The organism is Bacillus sp. B4EP4a (genome assembly GCF_006680105.1).
Taxonomy (GTDB): Bacteria; Bacillota; Bacilli; order Bacillales; family DSM-1321; genus Peribacillus; species Peribacillus simplex_E.
In genome coordinates, this window is sequence record NZ_VHIK01000035.1 from 25,625 (window position 1) to 42,560 (window position 16,936).

The following is a 16,936-nucleotide window of genomic DNA, read 5'->3' on the forward strand; positions in this document are numbered from 1 at the left end:
CCTTTTTACCGTTTTATGGCTGAGGAAGAATATCCGCTTCCATATGCTTTTGCAAATCACTGAATATGGCCATGCTCATTTGCTGGTACCCTTCTGAAGTGAGGTGGATGCCATCATCGCTAATCAAGCTTCTCAAGTCGCCGGAGGATTTAATATAGGAACGGACATCAATCAATGGCACCTTCAGTTCCTCTGCAAGGTGTTTCAATTGGCGATTATACATCCCATGCCAATGTTCAATACCACCGACATGGGAAACGAAATGCCCGATCGAATGACCGAACTTATCAGCGATGGATCTGTAATACCTGGCAGGGTCAAGTGGCGGGAGAGTTAAAAGGAATGGTGTTACATGCTTGTCCTGAATCTGCTTGACAAGTTGTGTGATATTATCCAGGTAGCGTTCGATTGGAACGATGGGCTCATGGTCACCTTCTGGATTGTTGGCTACTTCATCCCAATGGAAGTTACAGTCGTTTCCACCGACCTCTATTAGTACGATATCGGGATTTTCAGACATGACGTCTTTCTCGATCCGGCTAACTAAAAGGTCGGAGTTGTCATTGAAAACCCCTTTATTCAAGACTTCCACGAATGGCAAAGATTCTGTTAGCTTAGCTAAAGAGTTCGGATAATTTTCTTTAATGATGCGAAGGCGCCCCTTAACATAAGAAATGCCTCTTGTTAAACTGTCACCAAAACATACGATCTTCAAACTTCTCACCTCGGTATGTGAATGTGTTACTTATATTTTAGTTGTGGAATGATTTTTCGGCAATCTTCACCTCCCATTTATAGAAGGAAGATGAAAATAACAAAAAGCGCTGGAATTTCAGCGCTTTTTGTTTATTGCAATGATTCCTTTTTTGAAGGTGCTTCCACTCTCGTTTTTCCCATGAAGAAAACAGTGATTGCAGCAAGACCGATCGGAATGAGAGCCAAGGTGAATATTAATGATATCGAATCGGACATCGCATGAACGATTTTATCCAAGATAAAGTCCGGAATCTCGGCACGTGCATCCGATTGGAAGAGCTGACGTGGGTCCTCCATCAATCCGGCTGTATCCGGACCTCCTTGCATTCCTTTAAATGCTTCCGTCATTTTACTTTGGAATACATTGGTCTGAATCGCTCCATAAATCGTTACACCGAGTGTCATCCCAAATGAACGGAGGAATGAGTTTGTTGAGTTGGCCGACCCCCTGAATCTAGGTTCCAAGTTGTGAATGGACGCAATAGGTAAAAGGGAGAAAGAAAAGCCCATGCCAAATCCAGTAAGAATCATGTACAAAGTTAATAAAGTCCTGCTGGTATCAGGGGTAATGGTCCCTAATAGAAGCATTCCTGCAAAATAACAGATGACGGAAATCGTCATTAAGTTGCGAAAGCTTGTCTTTGTATTGAATATCCCGCCAACTGCACTGCCGAATACTGAACCAAGCATCATGGGAGTGAGAATCAAGCCGGCATTTGTTGCGGAACCACCGTAAACTGCCTGCACGAAAATCGGAATATAGACGGTTAAAATAATGAATGTGCCGCCATAAAGAATCGCTAAAATCTGAGAAGTGGCAAATAATCGCCTTTTAAACAGCCATAATGAAATGATTGGATCTTTTGCTCTTTTTTCGAAAAAGAAAAATGAAACGAAGAAAACCACAAAACTGGCAAACAGGCCTATGATAGGAGAGGAACTCCAGCCATACTCCCCGCCCAGTTCGAGAGCGAACATTAAGCTGATAACGGCAATGACGAGAGTTGCTGCGCCACCCCAATCAATTTTTTGCTCTTGGGTGTTGGGTGACTCCTTGTAATAATTCCAGATGAAAAATAAAGAAATGATCCCAATCGGAACATTGACGTAGAAAATCCAATGCCAGCTGGAGTATTCAGTAATATAAGCGCCTAAAAGTGGTCCCAATACGCTTGAGGCCCCAAATACAGCGCCGAAAAGGCCAGTTAATTTCCCGCGTTTTTCCGGTGGGAAAATATCAAAAATGATCGTAAAGGCTATAGGCATCAAAGCTCCTCCGCCTATCCCTTGGATTGCACGGAAGATACTTAACTGCACTATGCTCTGAGCCATACCGCATAATGCGGAACCGACCAAAAAGACTATAAGTCCAAAAATAAAAAACCGCTTTCTTCCATACATGTCGGAAAGCTTACCGAAAATCGGCATACTTGCCATCGTGGCGACCATATAGGCAGATGTCACCCATACAAACTTATCGAACCCGCCTAAATCAGAAACGATCGTTCCCATTGCAGTTGCAACAATCGTATTATCCATTGCTGACATCAAGATACCCAATAGTAAACCGGCAACAATGAATTTTTGTTTTTTTTGATTGTTCATTTATTTTCCTCCTTCAAATCAACCAGCTAATGAATTTCCTTTACATGGTTGAAGGGTAAACGTTAAGATGAAACAAAATATTTATCTTGAAAATCAAGATAAATTTAAGTGTAAAAGGGGTGGCATTTTATGTCAAGCGATAATGGGTTGAATGCAACTCTGTTAGAGAGTTTAACACACAGATTGCAGCGGTATGGAATGAGGTCCGTTTTATTTCAACAAAACATGGCCCAGAAAATAGGGGTGTCCCATACGGACTTAAAGAGTGCTGAAATATTGAATGAAACAGGACCGATTACCGCTGGTGAATTATCCAAAATTACAGGATTGAGTACGGGATCGGTTACGGCACTGATCAATCGCCTTGAGAAATCCGGTTATGTTAAAAGGGAACGAGATCAATTGGATGGAAGAAGGGTAATGATTGCACCGATACCCGAAAGACAGGAACAGATTAAATCGCACTATCAATCGCTCTCTATGGCAACCAAGGAGTTATGTTCCGCTTATAATGAGCAAGAGCTAATGTTAATCGATAAATTTATTGAGGATATAACAAAAATCATGGACAAAGAAAATGACAAATTAATGAGTGAGCGTGAAAGGTAGCAGATGTATAGGCTGCCTTTTTTATCTTTAGCCAGCCGGTGGCTTATCATACGAAAGGAAAAGGGATAAAGTTGAATATTTTGGAAGAGAATGAACAATGTTATGTTTCCATTAAAATATATATTGATAATGAATTTCATTATCTGCTAATATGAATCTACAAAACATTTCAAAGGGAGAATACAATATGAAGAAAGCAAAGGCGTCATTAGCAGTATTACTATCAACCAGTCTATTATTTGGCTGTGCGCAGGAAAAGGAAGGAACTAAACCGGCAGATGATAAGGCCAAAGAAGTGAGTGCGAGTAAGCTTGATGGTGTATCTAGCGAGTACCGGGAATATGCCATTGGTGAAATAGAAGAGTTCGTAAACGCAACGGAAGAATTCACTACGGCCGTATCTGCCGGTGATATTGAAAAGGCGAAGGAATTATACGCACCAGCACGGATGCATTATGAGAGAGCGGAACCCATCGCTGAAGTTTTTGGCGATCTTGATCCCAAAATCGATGCGCGTAAAGGGGATGTCAAAGATGAAGAATGGGGCGGTTACCATAGGATTGAAATGGGGTTATGGCAAGAAAATACAACGAAAGGATACGAAAAGTATGCAGATCAATTAATGAGTGATGTCAATTTGCTTCGTGCCAAAGTTGAGACGGTTGAGGTAACACCTGATTTGTTGATCACGGGTGCGGTGGATTTATTGAATGAAGTTTCCACGAGTAAAGTGACAGGAGAAGAGGACCGATACTCCCATACCGATTTATATGATTTCGTGGCTAATGTTGAAGGTGCAGAAAAGATCTATGAACTGCTTACTCCAGCTCTAAAAGAAAAGGATGCGAAGCTTGCTGCGGAAATCCAAAAACGTTTTGACGATGTATACGGCTTGCTTGAAAAGCATAAGGAAGGGAATGGCTACATCTCATATACGGATTTAAAGGAATCTGAAGTCAAAGAGTTAAGTCAAGCAATTGATGCATTGGCTGAACCACTTTCGCAAATAGGTATTGTAACGGAGGAATCTTAATTGAAAGAACATACGCCGAAAGATGAAACCGGGCTTTTTACAAAAAAGGTGAGTCGTCGAAACATGTTGAAAACGGCAGGAGTGGGTGGAATCGGAGTCGTGATAGGAGCATCCGGATTTGGTGGGCTTCTGACACTTTCTGAACAAAAGGCGAAGGGACAAACTAAGGATATTGTTCCTTTTTATGGAGCGCACCAAGCTGGTATCACCACTGAAGCGCAAGATAACCTTTACTTCGCATCATTGGAAGTAACCACGGATAAAAGGTCAGACTTAATCCAGTTATTTAAGGATTGGACAGAGGCTGCGGCTCAGATGACCGCGGGGAATTTGATTGGTGATACATCACTTAATACGAATATGCCTCCAAAGGATACAGGGGAAGCGAAAGAATTATCACCTTCCAATTTAACGATCACTTTTGGAGTGGGGCCGACCCTGTTTTCGAAGGATGGAAAAGATCGATTTGGTTTGAAATCAAAAAGACCTGCCGAATTAAAGGACCTGCCCCAATTCCCTTTAGATGCTTTAGAAGAAGAATGGAGCGGTGGGGATATTTGTATTCAAGCATGTGCAGATGATCTTCAAGTGGCTTTCCATGCCGTCCGGAACTTAGTGAGGATAGGCAGAGGGAAAGCGATCATTCATTGGGCACAAACAGGTTTTCAACGGACTAAGCAAGCCGATTCACAAAAAACGACACCGCGGAACTTATTCGGGTTTAAGGATGGTACTGTCAATCCGGATAAGAATGATAATAATGAAATGAATGAGCATGTTTGGGTGAAGGGTGAGGACGGTCCTGACTGGCTTGTTGGAGGCAGTTATATGGTGGTGCGACGAATCCAGATGTACATTGAAGTTTGGGACCGGACTATATTGAAAGAACAAGAAAATACGTTTGGCCGTCATCGAGACAGTGGAGCCCCACTAGGAATGAAGAATGAGTTCGATACCGTGGATCTTGAAGCTAAAGATCCAAATGGAAATCGGATCATTCCAGAAGATTCACATATGAGTCTCTCCAGGGGGGACGGAAAAGCAAAGATATTGCGGCGTCCATATTCATATGCAGATGGAATGGATCCTAAAACAGGGAGCTTCAATGCCGGCTTGCTATTCATTTGTTTTCAGCGAAACCCAAGTAAACAATTCATACCCATACAAGAGCGACTGGCGAAAAATGATAAGCTCAACGAATATATCGTTCACAGGGGCAGTGCCATGTTCGCTTGTTTACCAGGTGTGAAAAAGGGTGGCTATATCGGGGATTCCCTTTTTGGATAAATATAATTTCAAATGAGGACGTGAAAATCGCCAGCATGGACATTATCCAGTTGGCGATTTTAGTTCATGAATAAGGAGGAACCACTATGACCGTTTCTAGATGGAAGAGTGGGATATTGGTTTTAGTCGTCAGTCTTTTATTTCTTTCGACTGATATAAAGATGGTTTCGGCGGGTGAAAACCATGATCAGCTTTTTGTTTATATTGGCGATAGTTTAATGAAGGTAAAATCCGGCGACCTTGAGGAAGTATCGAAAAATATCGATCTATTCGAGCAAGATTGGAAAACGATAAAAACGGACAGCGAGAGTGCGAGGAAAGTCGACGAGCAGCTATCCGCTGTAAAAAGTGCTGTGAGCGACCAAGCCTCCACAGATGAAATCAAGAAGCGATTATCGGCATTATCAAGTACGCTTGTTATTTATGATGCCAATGAAAACCCTGTTGACAAGACTGACTATAAAGAACGGTTACAAGCGATACTTCCATTAATAGATAAGTTGGAGGCTTTGATAACTGAAGGTGACTTTGATCAAGCTAAAGTTCAATATACCAATCTCCTGAATCAATGGACCGATGCAGAGGTCATTGTCAGGGAGAAAAGTGTTGCTACATATGGTGAGTTTGAAACGAAAATGGCCTTTGTGCGGATAGCGATTACCCAAGACCCACCTGATCCGGAAAAAGCCCAAAAAAATCTAACTGAATTGAAGGGTCTAATCGAGGATTTCCTTGCTGGTAAAGTTGAAGTAGGAAGCCAGAAGAACACATATTCACTTGGGGATGTAACAGAACTTTTACAAGGAAGTGCAACGGATATTGAAAAGGATGAAATCGATTCTGCCGTTGATAAGCTAAATGAAATCTTAACAATTTGGCCTAATGTAGAAGGGGAGGTTTCCACAAGGGACAGCAAGCTTTACAGCGATATGGAAACGAAAGTCCCGACCGCAATCAGCCTATTAGAGTCGAAAAATGTAAAGGCAGATGAAGCAAAGGGAATCGTATCCGATTTAAACACAAGGTTACTCCCTTTAATTGAGGATACGGGTTATACAACATGGGATGCAGCTCTGATCCTTTTGCGGGAAGGGTTGGAAGCACTCTTGATTGTAGCTACATTGCTGTCTTTCCTAAAGAAAATCGGGCAAGCGGACAAACAAAAATGGATTTGGACAGGAGTTGGTGCGGGTTTAGCTGCCAGTTCTATATTGGCGGTCATAATCAATATCGTTTTCTCTCAGATCACAGCTGCTTCAAGCCGGGAATATATTGAGGGAATCACTGGGATAATAGCAGTATTGATGATGTTGACAATTGGTCTTTGGCTTCATAGTAAATCGAATGTCAATGCATGGAACCGGTATATCGGCAAGCAAATGAACCAAGCCATTGCGACGGGGAGTATCATCTCTTTCGCTTTAATCAGTTTTCTATCCATATTCCGTGAAGGTGCCGAGACGATTATCTTTTATGCTGGAATGGCTCCTTATATGGAATTAAAGCAGCTGTTGAGCGGGATTTTCCTTGCCTTCCTCATTTTAGTGGTAATTGGTTTCATCATGCTGCGGTACAGTGTGAAATTACCGATGACCCTATTCTTTAAAGTGGCAACGATACTCATATATGCCTTGGCTTTCAAGATTCTTGGAGTCTCTATCCACTCACTTCAGGTTTCTCAAGTGTTACAGACAAATACGATCAGCTCCTTCCCATTTGTGGAAACGATAGGTCTTTATCCAACAATGGAAACGCTGGTGCCGCAAGGTGTATTATTATTGCTGATTGCATTGGCCACCATTTGGGTCAAAAAGAGTAATTCCTTACGGGCAACCGAATAATAAAATGGGACTGACGAATGTCAGTCCCATTTTATGTGTGGTATTAGCGAATAGATCGGCGATAGGAATATTGCTTCCATTGAAAAAGGATGAAGCAGCCGATGCAGAATCCAAGAATGGCTATGAGAGAAGCCATTCCGACCATCAAGGTGAATATATAACCGGTAACATTCCAACCCAGCAAAAAAGAAGTGAATCCAAGTCCTAAGCAAGCGACTGCTATGACCTGGTTGAATTGTTGCTGTGAATGATCTTCAGGAATATAATCGGAAGGATTCTTTTTCAGAAAGAGCTTGGCGAGACGCATCACTGGATTGAAATTAAAGAGAAGACCCAAAAGTCCTGCTGTTAAAGGAATCACTAATATCCATATTTGTCCCGTTAATAAGGCGGTGGCTACGCTTAACAAAATGACCCATTGATTCGTTCGTACTAAGGGACGGGGAATGGAACGGATTTCACTCGTCATACTAATACCAACCTTCCTTATGTGTTTTATGATATTTCATCTTTATTATAATTACTTGTGAATTGAAAAGCTAATAAAATAAAGTCAAAAACTCCCCTTGTTTATAATTATTTTAATTTAGTATTGATTATCATTATAAAAGTAGTATAATATATATAACAAGCAATTAAAGTAAGGAGGACAGTATAAATGGTAGCAAAAGTCTGTGAAACATGCGGAACACCAATAAAAAAGCTAAAGCATTCTTCCCTATGCCAATGCGGTCCTAAGATATTGAGCAATCAATTCTCAGTTAAAACAAAAAAATAAATCCGTGGATTAAATTATAAAATTAAACCGATTATTCAATTAATCGGTTTTTGTTTTTCCATTAAAGGGTAAAAAGAGGGTAATAAATATTTTTCATTTCAATTAAAATAATGTACGATTATGGAATAGAATAAAACGTCATGGAGGAAAAGACATACTTTTTGTTTGTCAAACCATCACGTGACGGTTAGGGGGGGTTATGTTGGGAACGAGACTTTAAAAATTGGCGAGTTGGCGGAAATGGCGAACGTTACGAAACGAACCGTAGATTATTATACGAACCTAGGCTTGCTTAAAGCAGAACGTTCCGCCTCTAATTACCGTTATTATTCAGTCGGTGAACTTGAAAGGCTCCGCCGTATCGAAGGATACAAAAGAGAAAACCTTTCATTGGAAGATATTAAAGAACTACTTAAAAAGGAAATGGAAGCCGCGTCAGCAATTGAGGAAAAAGGTCTTCAACTCAAGAATAAAATGGATGGCCTGAACGAGGAACTTCAGGAATTCATCAGCTTGATTGAAAAGGACGGAAAAAGTGAGCTTCTTCTAAAAAAGCAGGTGTCCCGTGAAAGCATGGCCTTGATCCAATCATTATTATTGTTGCTTGTATGATTAAAATTTATCTCTATAGTTTTATGCACGAAGGTGCATATTAACGATATAGGCTAAATGGTTTTGGTTCATGTTATAAGGCAAAAATCGCATTTTGAAACGACAATAACCATTTATACAGGAGGTGCTTGGGATTAAGCCGTACATGTCTAATCCGAAGGTCAGAAGGATTGGCACTATATGGCGAACCCGCACATATTGGAGATTTTTATAAAGTTATTAGCAGTAGCTGTATTAATAGCATTAACCGCATTTTTCGTTGCATCGGAATTTGCAATCGTGAAAGTCAGAAGTTCCCGAATCAATCAATTGATTGAAGAAGGGCATAGAAATGCCCTCGCAGCCAAGAAAGTGACAACGCATATCGATGAGTACTTATCTGCCTGTCAATTGGGGATTACAGTAACCGCCTTAGGTTTGGGGGTGCTGGGTGAACCGACGGTCGAGGCGATCTTAAAACCATTGTTCACTAAATGGGGATTAGAGGAATCCGTAAGTCACATCATCTCGTTCCTGATCGCGTTCGGTTCCGTAACATTCCTTCATGTTGTAATCGGTGAATTGGCACCGAAAACGGTTGCCATTCAAAAGGCTGAAGAGGTAACCTTGCTTTTTGCAAAGCCGTTAATTCTCTTCTACCGCATTTTATACCCATTCATTTGGTTACTGAATGGTTCTGCGCGTCTTCTGACTGGCATTTTCGGATTAAAGCCAGCATCTGAGTCAGAAATGGCCCATTCTGAAGAAGAGCTGCGCATCATTTTATCGGAAAGCTATAAAAGCGGTGAGATCAACCAATCGGAATACAAATATGTAAATCAGATATTTGAATTTGATGAGCGTATTGCCAATGAAATCATGGTTCCGCGTACGGAAATGACCGTTATCGAAAAAGGCATGCCATTATTGGAAGTTGTTGAACTTATTCAAGAAGAACAATACACAAGGTATCCGGTCATAGACGGCGATAAAGATAATGTCGTGGGAATGGTCAATATCAAGCGGCTTTATACAGCGACGATTACAGAAGATAATGTAACAGCTTTGACGGTGGATTCCTTTGTAACACCCATCATACGTGTTCTTGAAACGATCGCCATTCATGATTTGCTGCTGAAAATGCAGAAGGAACGGATCCATATGGCAGTTTTGACTGATGAATATGGCGGAACGGCCGGTCTTGTTACGGTTGAAGACATCCTTGAAGAAATCGTTGGGGAAATCCGTGATGAATTTGACCAGGATGAACGTCCGCTCATTCAAAAGATTGATGAAGGGCATTATGTATTCGACGCTAAAACATTGGTTGAAGATGTCAATGATACCCTTGCGATCGATTTGCCGGAGGAAGATATCGATACATTGGGAGGATGGTTCCTGACAGGCAGATTTGAGATTGCTGTCGGGGATAAAATCGAATACGCCGGATATGAATTTACTGTAAAGGAAATGGACGGCCACCATGTTTTATATGTTGAAGTGAAGAAGATTAAATAAACAGGATCACAACAAGAGCCGAAAGTGGAAACTTTCGGCTTTTATTAATGCTCCTTCGTTCGAACAATGACAATTATAACAATGGTTAAAGCAGACTGTTACTTAATTGGAAAAGGAATTCCTTGAAAATTACGCTGTAGGGAACCATTTTAGCTTGGAAAATGTTAAAATTGACTTTGAGCAATGAATCTATCTATATATCATTTTAATGTGTCAAAGAATAAAAGTAATACTAATGATAGTATTAAGATTTACTTTGCAATGCCGTTTATTTTTGGCTGGTATAAATAAGTATCGAAGGTGGGCGGGAAAATGGGTTTTAAGAAGAAGCAAATGTTGGGATTTGGTTTAATCTTGTTTTTCTTGGCTATTTTACTTTCTTTCATGATGGTTACGCTTAACAATTTAAAGAGCAGCATGACTGAGATAGTTGAAAATCGCTATGAAAAAGTTCAAGATTCGATGGAAATCCGTCAGCTTTTTTCCAGGTCGGACCGTGAGATCCTGTTTGCAGCTAATGATGCAAACAAAGAAGAAAGAGCAGAGAGCCTCGAAATCATCAATGAGAATCATAGTTTGATTGAATCAAAAATTGCTGGGTTATCAGGTTCGTTAAATAAGGCGAAAGCAAAGCAATTATTGAAAGAGTTCGAGACTCAATATGCTTCTTACTCCATAACGGAGGCTGAGATCATCCAAAAGATAAAGTCGGGAAACTCTTCGGATCTAACAAGCCTGATGGATGACCAGAGGGAAAAACGAACGAAAGTCATCAGTACGATGGATGAATTTAAGGATTACCAAGAAGGTGTCATGAAAGATACATTAAGTAATTCGAAACAAACCTATGAAGATATGATCGGCTTTGTGATTTTTGCGGTTATTCTCAGCATTTTGGTTATTTCCGTAACGGTTGTTTGGATGATTCGCAGTACTTCGAAAGATCTGCAATCGATTACGAATGTCATCAAAAATATCGATTTTAAAAATTTATCGGTCATACCAAGAGTTCCGGTTCGGACTACTGATGAAATTGGTGATATAGCGAGATCGTTCAATGATATGGCGGAATCGCTTGAAGACTATAATCGAAAAGAGAAAGATTTCACCGAAAAGATCAGTGAACAGAACTGGATCCAGACCCGTGTTGCAGATATAGCTACCATGTATCAGCGCATTGTTGATGTGGAAGTTCTGGCTGACCGGTTCATTACAAGACTTGCACCGATGATGGGGGCTTCAATTGGAGCTTTTTACGTCAAACGGGGTGAGGGTGTGGATATGCGTTTTGTGAAGCTTGCCAGCTTTGCTGGAGATGGCGAAGATTCGGGCAGACGTGAATTCCGTCTTGGCGAAGGGTTGATCGGACAATGTGCCCTTGAAAAGAAATCCAAAGTCATTGACGATATCCCTGAAGATTTTCAATTGGTAACGACAGGATTAGGGGAAGTCAATCCGAAAAGCATTGTCATTGCGCCAGTCGTTTTTGAGGAAGAAGTTGTGGCGATGGTTGAACTGGCAAGTTTGGAGACTTTTACGAAGTTGCAAAAATCTTTCCTAAACCAGGTTCTTGATACTCTAGGCATCACGATTAATAATGTAGAGGGCCGGATGGAAATAGAGCGTTTATTGAAAGAATCACAAGCACAGACCGAAGAGTTACAGGCTCAATCGGAAGAATTGCAGTCACAGTCAGAGGAAATGCAAGCCCAATCGGAGGAACTGCAAACACAGGCTGAAGAGTTGCGAATGATCAATGAACAATTAGAAGAGAGAAATCGTGAAACCGAAGAAAAATCGAAAGAGCTTCAAGTCGCAAAACAAAATCTTGAAAAACAGGCGGAAGAATTAAAGTTAAGTTCAAAATACAAATCGGAGTTTATGGCAAATATGTCCCATGAATTGCGGACACCGCTCAATAGTATTCTGATTTTATCTGAAATGCTTTCAGATCCAAATGATAGTAAATTAAATGAAGAGCAACAGGAATTCGCTCGTGTCATTAATTCATCGGGCCAAGACTTATTAACGTTGATTAATGACATTTTGGATTTATCAAAAGTTGAAGTCGGAAAGCTTGAAGTGGTCTTTGGCGAAATGAATTTGAGTGAACTTCCTGAGTTATTGCACCGTAACTTCGATCATGTAGCGAAGAAAAAGAACATTGACTTTATAATAGAAAAAAGTAAAAACGTTCCGGATATTTTCTTTACGGATGAACAGCGCTTCCAGCAAATTTTGAAAAACCTGTTATCCAATGCATTTAAATTCACGGAAAAAGGTTCTGTGTCTGTTCAAATCCAAAAAGCTGATGAAGAAAATGTAGCACAATGGATACAGACAAAAGGAGCTAGCAATTGGGTTGAAATTAAGGTGACGGATACGGGCATCGGAATTTCAAAAGAAAAGCAAAAACTTATCTTTGAAGCGTTTCAGCAAGGTGACGGAGCTACAATGAGAAAATATGGCGGTACGGGCCTAGGGCTATCGATTTGCCGGGAGTTTGCCAAACTTCTGGGAGGCTGGGTCATTGTAGATAGTGAAGAAGGGCAAGGCAGTACCTTTACTTTCTTTATTCCAAGCATGCCAGAGGGCTTCAAAAATGTCGGCGAAGCAATAGCTGCTTCTCCAGAAGTGGCAGCAGCTAACCACGATGATTCTGAAGCGCCTTTTGGCGGTCAAGGAGAATCGGATGTAGTTATAATGGATGAAGAAAATCAGAATAAGGTCAAACCATTCTGCAATAAAACAGTACTGGTCGTCGATGATGATCACCGTAATATATTTGCTCTGAAAAATGCGCTGAAGCATGAGGGGATGGAAATCCTTACAGCTGAAAACGGCTATGAATGTTTGGAACTCCTTGAAAAAGGAAACGATATAGATGTTATTTTGATGGATATCATGATGCCAGGCATGGACGGTTACGAAACGATGACCAGAATTCGCGAGCAAAGTAAGTTCGAGGAACTCCCAATCATCGCGCTAACTGCGAAAGCGATGAAAGGCGATAGGGAAAAATGCCTGAAGGCCGGCGCCTCGGATTATGTCAGCAAGCCGTTGAAATTGGATCAGCTGCTATCCGTCCTAAGAGTATGGCTAACTAATTGATTGATAGTACGGGTAAGGAAGGTTTTGCATGAAGGATACTTTAACGATTGAGGAAAGAGAAGATTTAGAAATCGAATTATTGTTAGAGGCCATTTATTCCGTTTCTGGCTTTGACTTTCGCAAATATATGCGTTCTTCAATAAAAAGAAGAGTTGAAAATAGAATGAGACTGGACCATGTTCGCAGGATTAGCGGAATGATTGAAATGGTTTTATATGAAAAAGGGTATGTTGAGAAGCTTTTGAAGGATTTTTCAATAAATGTCACCGAAATGTTTCGCGATCCGGATTTCTTTAAAGCCTTTCGTTTAAATATTGTACCGCTCCTGAAAAAACTTCCTGAAATCAGAATTTGGCATGCGGGATGTTCGACCGGTGAAGAAGCCTTTTCCATGGCGATCATCCTCAAGGAAGAAGGACTTTATGATAAGGCGAGGATTTATGCCACTGATATGAATGATGAAGTTCTCCGTCATGCGGAAAAAGGGATATTACCTTTAAATAGAATGCAGTCTTATACGAAAAACTACTTGCAAGCTGGAGGTAACCAGGAATTTTCGGAGTATTATACAACCGATTATCAAAATGCTTATCTTGATTCGGATCTCCTTAAAAACATTGTATTTTTCCAGCATAATTTAGTTACTGATGGTTCGTTCAATGAGTTTCATATTATCATGTGCCGGAATGTGATGATTTACTTTACCGGTGAATTACAGACCTATGTTAATCAGTTGTTTTATGACAGTCTTTGTAAAGACGGCTTCCTTGCGGTTGGCAGCAAGGAAACACTTCATACATCATCCTTTTCGGAAGATTATGAGGACTTTGACTCAAAGGAAAGAATTTATCGGAAATTGTAAAAAGAAAGAGTTCGCATATAAGCGGACTCTTTCTTTTTAATTTAGTGCATTATTTTTCACTTTTTTTGCATTTCTATGTTTAAGGTATCGGAAGAAGGGGTATATAAAATGAGTTGGTCTCCATGTAAAATCGCTGCCATGGTTTATTATTATTTAATGAGACTGAACTTCGTTATAATATTTAAGGGAGTTTTAGAACGTACCGATCCATATAATGAAGATAAATGTTGCCGCTCGATATAAGCCAAAAGGGGAATGAAAGAATGACGATTTTAATCGTAGATGATAACCAGGTTAACCTTTTCGTTATAGAGAAAATTCTAAAACGAGCTGGCTATACGGATTTTCTATCATTAACTTCAGCTGTTGAGATGTTTGAATATTTACAGGTGGATAGTCCGCAACCTAAAGAGACTTCAGTTGATATCATTCTGCTTGATATCATGATGCCGGAGATCGATGGGATAGAGGCGTGCAGGAGACTTCAAAGTATTCCACACCTTAGAGATATACCCGTCATTTTTGTAACCGCCCTTGAAGATTCAAATAAGGTGGCCGAGGCACTTGATGTTGGTGGAATTGATTATATAATGAAGCCTATCAATAAAATAGATTTACTTGCGAGGATTCGCGTAGGGTTAAGACTTAAATATGAAAAAGATTGGCATAAAATGCAGGATGAAAAAATCCGCAATGAATTGGATCTTTCCATGCAGGTTCAAAGCAGCTTATTAAGTGAACCCATTATAAATGACCACTTAACTATAAGGGCATCATACTTACCTGCGAATAAATTAGCAGGGGATATGTACTATTGGCACCGCATCGATGAAAATCGGTATGGGATCATCCTGTTGGATATGATGGGGCATGGTATATCCGCCTCACTTGTGTGCATGTTCATTTCCTCCGTATTGAGGGATGCCATCAGGACACATACAGATCCAGTGGCAGTAATAAACGAAATGAATCGCTGGATGAGTACCCTTAATAAAGAAGATAATCAAGTGCATTATTATTTTACCGCGATTTATATGATCATTGATACAGAGCAAAAGACAGTGGAATATGTGAATGCCGGACATCCTCCGGGATTTGCTTTAATGGACAATGGAAAAGTGGCCTCACTTTCAAAAGGGGCATGTCCTGTTGGGTTCTTCACCGAAATGAAAATAGAGAAATCCGTCATTCATTATGAAGAGAAGATTCAGATTATGCTATTTACGGATGGAGTCATGGAAGCAATAGATCGAGAAGGGACGGAAGGGCTCGACCAAATAAAAGAAGCGGTCTCGACGAGATGGTTTGATTGTAAAGAATCTCCCCCTATCGATTTTTTAATGTCCCCGGAAATGCAGCAAGATCAACCTGATGATATGTGTGTTGTTGTTATTCAAGCAAATTGAAGAAGGAAGAGGCGGCAGATTATCTGCCGCCTCTTCTCTATAAAAGGGGGGTCACTTTTATATGAAATGAGAATGTTCGTTTAGAGAGAGAATCCTCTATTCGGTTATTTGCAATTAACGGTCATTTTTCAATTTACTAATGCCATCTTGGAGATTGCCTTTTAATTTGTCGACTTTACCTTCTGCTTGTAAGTGAGGATCATTTTTCGCGTTTCCGACTTGGTCTTTCGTTTCACCTTTAACTTTATTTACAGCACTTTTTACTTTGTCTGATAAACCGCTCATTATGTTACCTCCTTTTTCTTTATATGCTATATATACCCATGAAATGTATGGGTAAACCTGATTTTTATGGAGAAAGGAGTTTAAGAAGCGATTATTGCCCTTTTGCTTAACCTTTGAATGAACTGATATGACCGATCAATGATATGATCTTTGTCATGATCCAACGAGGCCACATGATATGAATTTTCAAGGGGCGCCATCTCCTTATCACCGGACATGACAGTATCGTAAATCTGATAGGAGCACGAGTCTGGTACAACGTGATCTTCTGGAGAATGGAAGATAAGTATCGGGCATGCAACGTCTACTAGTTTTTGACTGGTATGTTCCATTATATCGAGCAATTGATTAATTGCTTTTGCCGGAACTTGGTCATATGTGATTTCTTTAGTTGTATCGTCTTTTATGTCAGGCTTGCCTTCAGGAACGAAGCGCGGAACCGATTGTTTACGATGTTTTTCATATTCAGGAACTTGGAGAGCGGCATTGATGGTGAGAATTCCATCACAAGCCACTTTTGTCGCTAAATCGAGAACAAGGGCGCCTCCCATTGATTGTCCGATGGCGAATACATGGGTGCAGGTTCGCTTTAATTTTGCATAAGCCATTTCAACATCTTGTATCCATTCCTGATAATGACTCGTTTCCATTTCATATTCATCCGTTCCGTGGCCCGTCAGTCGAGGAGCGAAGACAGTGAAGCCTTTGGCGGCGAATTTTTCACCTAAATACCTTACGCTTTGTGGCGTTCCATTAAAACCATGGCAAATAAGAATGCCGATAGAATTGCCGGGTATGAAAAAAGATTCCGCACCTGGTATTACCATTGCTGCTGTCATATTCCCATCTCCTTTAAATTAGCTAAGTTTTATTGAAAGAAAGTTTATAAATAAAATTAACTATTCCGATTATTTTACTTGGTTATATAATAGCATAATGAAAATTGTGAAGTCAACTTGGTTATATTCCAAAATTCATTGTCATTAAGAGGCATTAAAAAAGGATAAAGATACTTAGTAGGTCTATTCCATGTATCGTTGCCATTCTTTCTATTATATAAGTACTGTCTTGGAATTTTTGATAAATTGAAGAAGCTTATAACCGGTGCAAGATATAAATATAAGAAATGGAGAAAAAGGCATTGACATTAAAGTGAAATGGGATTAATATAAATAAGCACCAACTAAGACAAACGAAAAACTTCATCACTTTCGGCAGATTGCTGAAAGAAATAACTATTGACTTCTTACTATG

Annotated in this window: 14 protein-coding genes; 9 read left to right on the forward strand and 5 right to left on the reverse strand. The window is 40.2% G+C overall.

Annotated features, from left to right (window positions below; all coding sequences use genetic code 11):
- Window positions 1-13 precede the first annotated feature (13 nt).
- Both FNK51_RS17625 and FNK51_RS17630 read right to left on the reverse strand, forming a co-directional pair.
- Window positions 14-715, reverse strand: a complete 702-nt coding sequence (locus FNK51_RS17625; RefSeq protein ID WP_141994163.1) for an SGNH/GDSL hydrolase family protein — start codon at window positions 713-715, stop codon at window positions 14-16.
- A gap of 131 nt (window positions 716-846) precedes the next feature.
- Window positions 847-2,361, reverse strand: coding sequence for an MDR family MFS transporter (locus FNK51_RS17630; protein WP_141994164.1), 1,515 nt, complete (start codon window positions 2,359-2,361; stop codon window positions 847-849).
- A 129-nt stretch (window positions 2,362-2,490) separates the two neighbouring features.
- On the opposite strand from FNK51_RS17630, the gene FNK51_RS17635 reads away from it, so the two are divergent.
- The 4 genes from FNK51_RS17635 to FNK51_RS17650 all read left to right on the forward strand — a co-directional run bounded on the left by FNK51_RS17635 (window position 2,491) and on the right by FNK51_RS17650 (window position 7,131).
- Complete coding sequence (locus FNK51_RS17635; RefSeq protein WP_098372134.1) at window positions 2,491-2,970, forward strand: MarR family winged helix-turn-helix transcriptional regulator; 480 nt, start codon at window positions 2,491-2,493, stop codon at window positions 2,968-2,970.
- A gap of 187 nt (window positions 2,971-3,157) precedes the next feature.
- On the forward strand, window positions 3,158-4,003 hold the full coding sequence (efeO, locus tag FNK51_RS17640) for an iron uptake system protein EfeO (protein WP_141994165.1): 846 nt from the start codon (window positions 3,158-3,160) through the stop codon (window positions 4,001-4,003).
- Window positions 4,004-5,290, forward strand: a complete 1,287-nt coding sequence (gene efeB / locus FNK51_RS17645; RefSeq protein ID WP_098187315.1) for an iron uptake transporter deferrochelatase/peroxidase subunit — start codon at window positions 4,004-4,006, stop codon at window positions 5,288-5,290.
- A gap of 86 nt (window positions 5,291-5,376) precedes the next feature.
- On the forward strand, window positions 5,377-7,131 hold the full coding sequence (locus FNK51_RS17650) for an FTR1 family protein (protein WP_141994166.1): 1,755 nt from the start codon (window positions 5,377-5,379) through the stop codon (window positions 7,129-7,131).
- A gap of 43 nt (window positions 7,132-7,174) precedes the next feature.
- Here the strand turns inward: FNK51_RS17650 and FNK51_RS17655 are convergent, their stop codons facing one another.
- A complete protein-coding gene (locus FNK51_RS17655; protein WP_141994167.1) occupies window positions 7,175-7,600 on the reverse strand; it encodes a DUF4395 domain-containing protein in 426 nt (141 codons plus the stop codon).
- 489 nt (window positions 7,601-8,089) lie between these two features.
- Here FNK51_RS17655 and FNK51_RS17660 point away from each other — a divergent pair, with 489 nt between their 5' ends.
- From FNK51_RS17660 to FNK51_RS17680, 5 genes are all read left to right on the forward strand, one after another.
- The gene (locus FNK51_RS17660) at window positions 8,090-8,521 is read left to right on the forward strand and encodes a MerR family transcriptional regulator (RefSeq protein WP_286178757.1); all 432 of its coding nucleotides are present in this window, start codon (window positions 8,090-8,092) and stop codon (window positions 8,519-8,521) included.
- Between the two features lie 180 nt (window positions 8,522-8,701).
- Window positions 8,702-10,018 carry a hemolysin family protein gene (locus FNK51_RS17665; protein ID WP_483296126.1) on the forward strand — a complete coding sequence of 439 codons (1,317 nt, stop codon included), beginning with the start codon at window positions 8,702-8,704 and terminating at the stop codon, window positions 10,016-10,018.
- A gap of 312 nt (window positions 10,019-10,330) precedes the next feature.
- Window positions 10,331-13,129, forward strand: a complete 2,799-nt coding sequence (locus FNK51_RS17670; RefSeq protein WP_141994168.1) for a response regulator — start codon at window positions 10,331-10,333, stop codon at window positions 13,127-13,129.
- 28 nt (window positions 13,130-13,157) lie between these two features.
- Window positions 13,158-13,991 carry a CheR family methyltransferase gene (locus FNK51_RS17675; protein ID WP_141994169.1) on the forward strand — a complete coding sequence of 278 codons (834 nt, stop codon included), beginning with the start codon at window positions 13,158-13,160 and terminating at the stop codon, window positions 13,989-13,991.
- A gap of 263 nt (window positions 13,992-14,254) precedes the next feature.
- Window positions 14,255-15,397 carry a PP2C family protein-serine/threonine phosphatase gene (locus tag FNK51_RS17680; protein WP_141994170.1) on the forward strand — a complete coding sequence of 381 codons (1,143 nt, stop codon included), beginning with the start codon at window positions 14,255-14,257 and terminating at the stop codon, window positions 15,395-15,397.
- 114 nt (window positions 15,398-15,511) lie between these two features.
- Here the strand turns inward: FNK51_RS17680 and FNK51_RS17685 are convergent, their stop codons facing one another.
- Entirely contained in the window at window positions 15,512-15,682 is a 171-nt protein-coding gene (locus FNK51_RS17685) for a CsbD family protein (RefSeq protein ID WP_096340795.1), read from the reverse strand.
- Between the two features lie 80 nt (window positions 15,683-15,762).
- Window positions 15,763-16,521 carry an alpha/beta hydrolase gene (locus FNK51_RS17690; protein WP_141994171.1) on the reverse strand — a complete coding sequence of 253 codons (759 nt, stop codon included), beginning with the start codon at window positions 16,519-16,521 and terminating at the stop codon, window positions 15,763-15,765.
- Window positions 16,522-16,936 lie beyond the last annotated feature (415 nt).